2 protein-coding genes are annotated in these 4163 nt (G+C 46.0%); both read right to left on the bottom strand.

Annotation, left to right across the window (positions count from 1 at the left end):
* Positions 1–120: 120 nt before the first annotated feature.
* Entirely contained in the window at positions 121–3357 is a 3237-nt protein-coding gene (locus H6S82_RS21160; protein ID WP_190462000.1) for an ATP-binding protein, read from the bottom strand.
* 473 nt (positions 3358–3830) lie between these two features.
* Positions 3831–4163: ABC transporter substrate-binding protein (locus H6S82_RS33040; protein ID WP_206756883.1), on the bottom strand; the 333-nt coding region annotated here is incomplete at its 5' end.

The raw sequence follows: 4163 nt of genomic DNA, 5'->3' as shown, positions 1-4163 counted from the left end.
CGTGACAGTAACTCGCTTAATGGGCAAGTTACGCCAGAGGGGATTAATTCATACCCAAGACGACAATCTGATCTGTTTGCCCACCGATACGGCACTACGTCGCTAAAAAAACCGAGATTGTTATTCGGAAGCGGAAAGCAGGGGCAAAGACAGGGTGAAGCGTGCCCCCTGCCCCTTACGAGATTCTAGGGTAATCGACCCTCCGTGGAGTTCTGCCAATTTCCGCACGATCGCCAATCCTAACCCAGTTCCCGGATACCGACGCGATAGAGAACTATCAATTTGCGAAAAAGGAGAAAAAAGTTTCCCTTGATCTTCCAAATCGATGCCGATACCGTTATCCCAAACGAGAAAATTAATCTTGTCCGTAGAGCCGCTTTCCGATAAAAGGTGAGAACGATAGACTTTTAGACCGACTTTTCCCGCTGGGGTAAATTTAATCGCATTGATGAGTAAATTCAACAGCATTTGTTTGAGGCGTCTGGGATCGGCCACGCAGTACTCTAAGTCAGGATCTAGCTCTACTTCCAGAGTCAAACCTTGTTCCTGGGCTCGCTCCCGGATCAAGTCGATCGCGCTTTCGACTACTTCGGCGATAAAAACTACTTGCGGTTCCAGTTCCAAGCGACCTGCCTCAATGCGAGAAAGATCGAGAATATCGTTGATCAGCGCCAGCAGGTGTTGACCGCTGGTGTTGATTCGTTCCACATATTCTTTCTGTTTGCTATTAAGTGTGCCAAAGCATTCTTGAATGAGGACACTTGAAAAACCGAGAATAGCGGTTAAGGGTGTCCGCAGCTCGTGACTGGTGTTGGCAATCAGTTCTCCTTTGACGCGATTGAGGGTTGCCAGTTCCTGGTTTTGTGCTTGCAAGCATCGCCAAGTGCGGGATCTGTCGATCGCGATCGCGCATTGACTCGCCACTTGCTCGACCAGCTGAATTTCATCTGCCTCCAATTGACGCTCAGTAGTAGCCGCTGCTTCACTTCTACCCGCACGCAGACAAATAGCGCCAATTAAGCCCAGTGCATCAAAAATAGGCACGATCGCTAAAGTTTCGCTCTCGCCCCGCGCGATCGACTTTTGTAATTGATTACTTATAAAACAGCTTTTTCCAGCTAAAAGCCCATTGCGGCTACTTTCAGGCAAATCCTCTAGCGACAAGCACACCCCTAGCAAAGAGCCGCTAGTTATGGGAGAGTTTTGCTGGTTTTTTTCCTGCTTTTCGCCGAACGTGTGAGAAGTAAAGCTGTAAATCTCTGCCTTCCTCAAATATTCGTAACGCACCTCCAGCACACCGTTGTTTCTGTTAAAAAGACATCCGTAACCACCTGCAACTCCCAGCGTTTTTACTAAACCTTCCACAGCAACTTCCAGCATTTGGTTTTCATCAAGATCCACCTGATGTAGCACTTTAGTTAGGTTGCGAATCAGTTGCTCAAATTGCAGAGATCTTTCCAACGAACGAGTCCGCTCTTTCACCCGTTCTTCCAATTCTTTAGTATATGCTTGCAGTTGCTGGACTCTCAGCGACTGCTCAAAAGCAATGGCCACCTGATTGGCAACTGCCTGCACTAGCTGTTGTTCGTCTGGCGTCCACTGTCGGGGGGTACGGCAATGATGAACAAATATTAAACCCCACAGAGGGCGCGATCCTTCTTCCTGTAACTCGTCATCTGGGCGTTGAATTGGTACCGCCATCATACTGCGTACCTTCATCGCTTCCAGCATTTGCTGATGGCAGACAGATAATGCTTCTGCATAGATATCTGCTGTATGCCAGAGGCGACCTTGACTGTAAGCTTTTAGATAGCTTGTGGGAATTGTTTCCGGTGAAAAAGTTTGCCGCCAAATTACCGGGTAAGCAGGCTCGACTGCTTCCGCTACGCAAACACCGCTTTGGTCTGGTTGCAACTGATAGGCAAGCACTCGATCGGTATTGAGAACCGATCGCAGCCGTCTGACCGCAATCTCCAGAATTTTAGGAAAATCGAACGAACTGCGGATCGTAGCCGCTATTTCGCTCAACAGCGCTTCCCACTGTCGCCGCTTTTGCAGTTCCTGTTCCGCTCGTTGAATAGAGGTTACATCTTTTACGAATACCAGTAAGTAGCGATCGTCTGCTTCGGCGCTATCGATCTGCGATATCGTCACTTCTGTCCAGACAATCGTCCCATCTCGGCAAATATAGCGCTTTTGCAGCGTTTGTCGTTGTAAACTTCCCCTGACTATTTGCTGAATACACCTAACTTCCGCCGCGAAATCTTCAGGATGACTGATAGCTCGACAATCCAGTCGTCGCAATTGTGCTTCTGTGTAACCTATCAATTTCTCGAAAGCTGGATTTGCTCTGAGAATACCTCCATCTAAGCTCTCGCAAAGAATTCCGATCGGCGACTCCCAGAACAGCGGTTCTAGCAGCACAGGTATGGATGCACTCTCTAAAGATGACGAAGATAATACTGAGGTACTCGACATTTGCGGGTTAGAAGCAAGTTTAAGTGTGTTTTCTCGCCAGTTCTCATGCTTTTCTATTTGCTTGGCAGCATGAGAACTGTGATTTTGTTGCGCTGGCGCGATCGCACGATATGGTTGAAGCAATGATAGCAGTTGCAGCCACAAGCGTTTGACAATGCTGTTGTTGTTCGTCAGATCCGCCGCCATCAATTCCGAATAGTAAGGTAGAACAGTTGCGATCGCTGGGATAGCAAGCAATTCGACTATTTTGTGCGGATCGAAAATTAGGGAAACTTGCCAGTTTTGGTGAGTATTTTCTGGCGTTTTTACTGGCTCTATTTGCATCCATAAATTCAGATCGCTAGATAATACAATTACGCTCGCTTCTACTCCTGGCAGACTTACAAGCTGTATTGGTGGAATAGATTCGCCCTTCTTTTCTCCCCATGTGCGAGCTGCTTTGGCAGAGTTTGTTTGCAGGTTATTCTCGGAGTCCGGATAATTTACAACTGTGCTATGCCAAGAGCGAGCGGAAGAATTCCTCAGCTGGTAAAGCTCTGCCAAAGATCCTACAGTAACGATCGCCGCTGCCTTACATTCTTCTTTAGCCAATGCTTCTGCTTCAGTAGCAGATGAATAACAGTATGCACCAGATTCATTGTCGGGCATCGGGTAAAGCTCTTCTACTCCCGATTTACTATACTCTAGTCCCAAAGAAGCTTCTATTATTTCCGACCAAAATAGCTCTATTTTCTTACACAGATCTGAGTTTTCGCCTGCTATCAGTAAAGCTCTTATCCATCCAACTGATTCCAAAGCTCTTTGCAGAACTTGTAAGCAAAAATACCAGTTTGAAGCTGTCAATTCTAGTATGATTCGTGCTGGAGTCTGGTTTTTCATTTAGTTTCTCAATAATAAGAAAGGGCTCTCGCCGGATGGATAGTTTTTACGCGACTTAGATTTAGATAAATTTTTCAACAAATCGTCACCGAAGTGCCTTTTTTTGACTGGATTGACCGCGTTACTCAAGTTGGCTGAGTTACAGAACAAAATGAGAAGGCATACTTAAATTGGAAAAACAACCCTTCTCCAGCCACTTTCACAGGCCGTGGTCATCCCTAAAAAAAGATGTGATTTTTTATTCCATTTTCGCTGAGAGCTGTACCCCACGGATGTGTTGTCAACAATTCGTATCAGAAACTCTTTGTAACGGATTGTGAAGCGATCGCGTAATTGAGTCTTGGCAAACTAACTCGATTTTTATACCTTCAATATTTGTTTACAAAAATCTATTTTTCGCAACGCTTTGGTAGCTTGATAAAATGCTAAAAAAACTTTTTAACAAGTTTCAATTGGCAGCTACTGCCAAACCGTCAATCGCAACGGCAATTTGTTCGAGACTGAAACCACGCTGCTGAGCTAGATCGTATACCTGCTGTAATAAAGGGCGGAAAGACTGCGCCAGATGGTAAAAAACGAACAATTCCAGAAGCAGCTGTTGTCGAAAAATTTGAAGAAGATAGGGTTTGTTGTATTCCAGTTCGAGTAGGATTGAACTGGAGTGCCGCAATTAGCGATCGCACAGCATCATAGGCTAGGGCTGTTCGCCAGTTTACATCAGCACCCCAAAGCTTTCTCGACTGCTGGGAAAAGTCCGATTTGGGATCGGCGTCAATATGCCAGGGAACTCCTACTATCATTCCAAC

The organism is Planktothrix sp. FACHB-1355 (assembly GCF_014748295.1).
Classification (GTDB): Bacteria; Cyanobacteriota; Cyanobacteriia; order Cyanobacteriales; family Aerosakkonemataceae; genus Aerosakkonema; species Aerosakkonema funiforme_A.
The sequence above is the reverse complement of the archived record's forward strand: the minus strand, read 5'-3'. Positions and strand labels throughout refer to the sequence as shown.

Excerpts from the sequence above, each read along its gene's own strand:
- H6S82_RS21160 (WP_190462000.1), bottom strand. The coding sequence starts at position 3,357 with ATGAAAAACCAGACTCCAGCACGAATCATACTAGAATTGACAGCTTCA.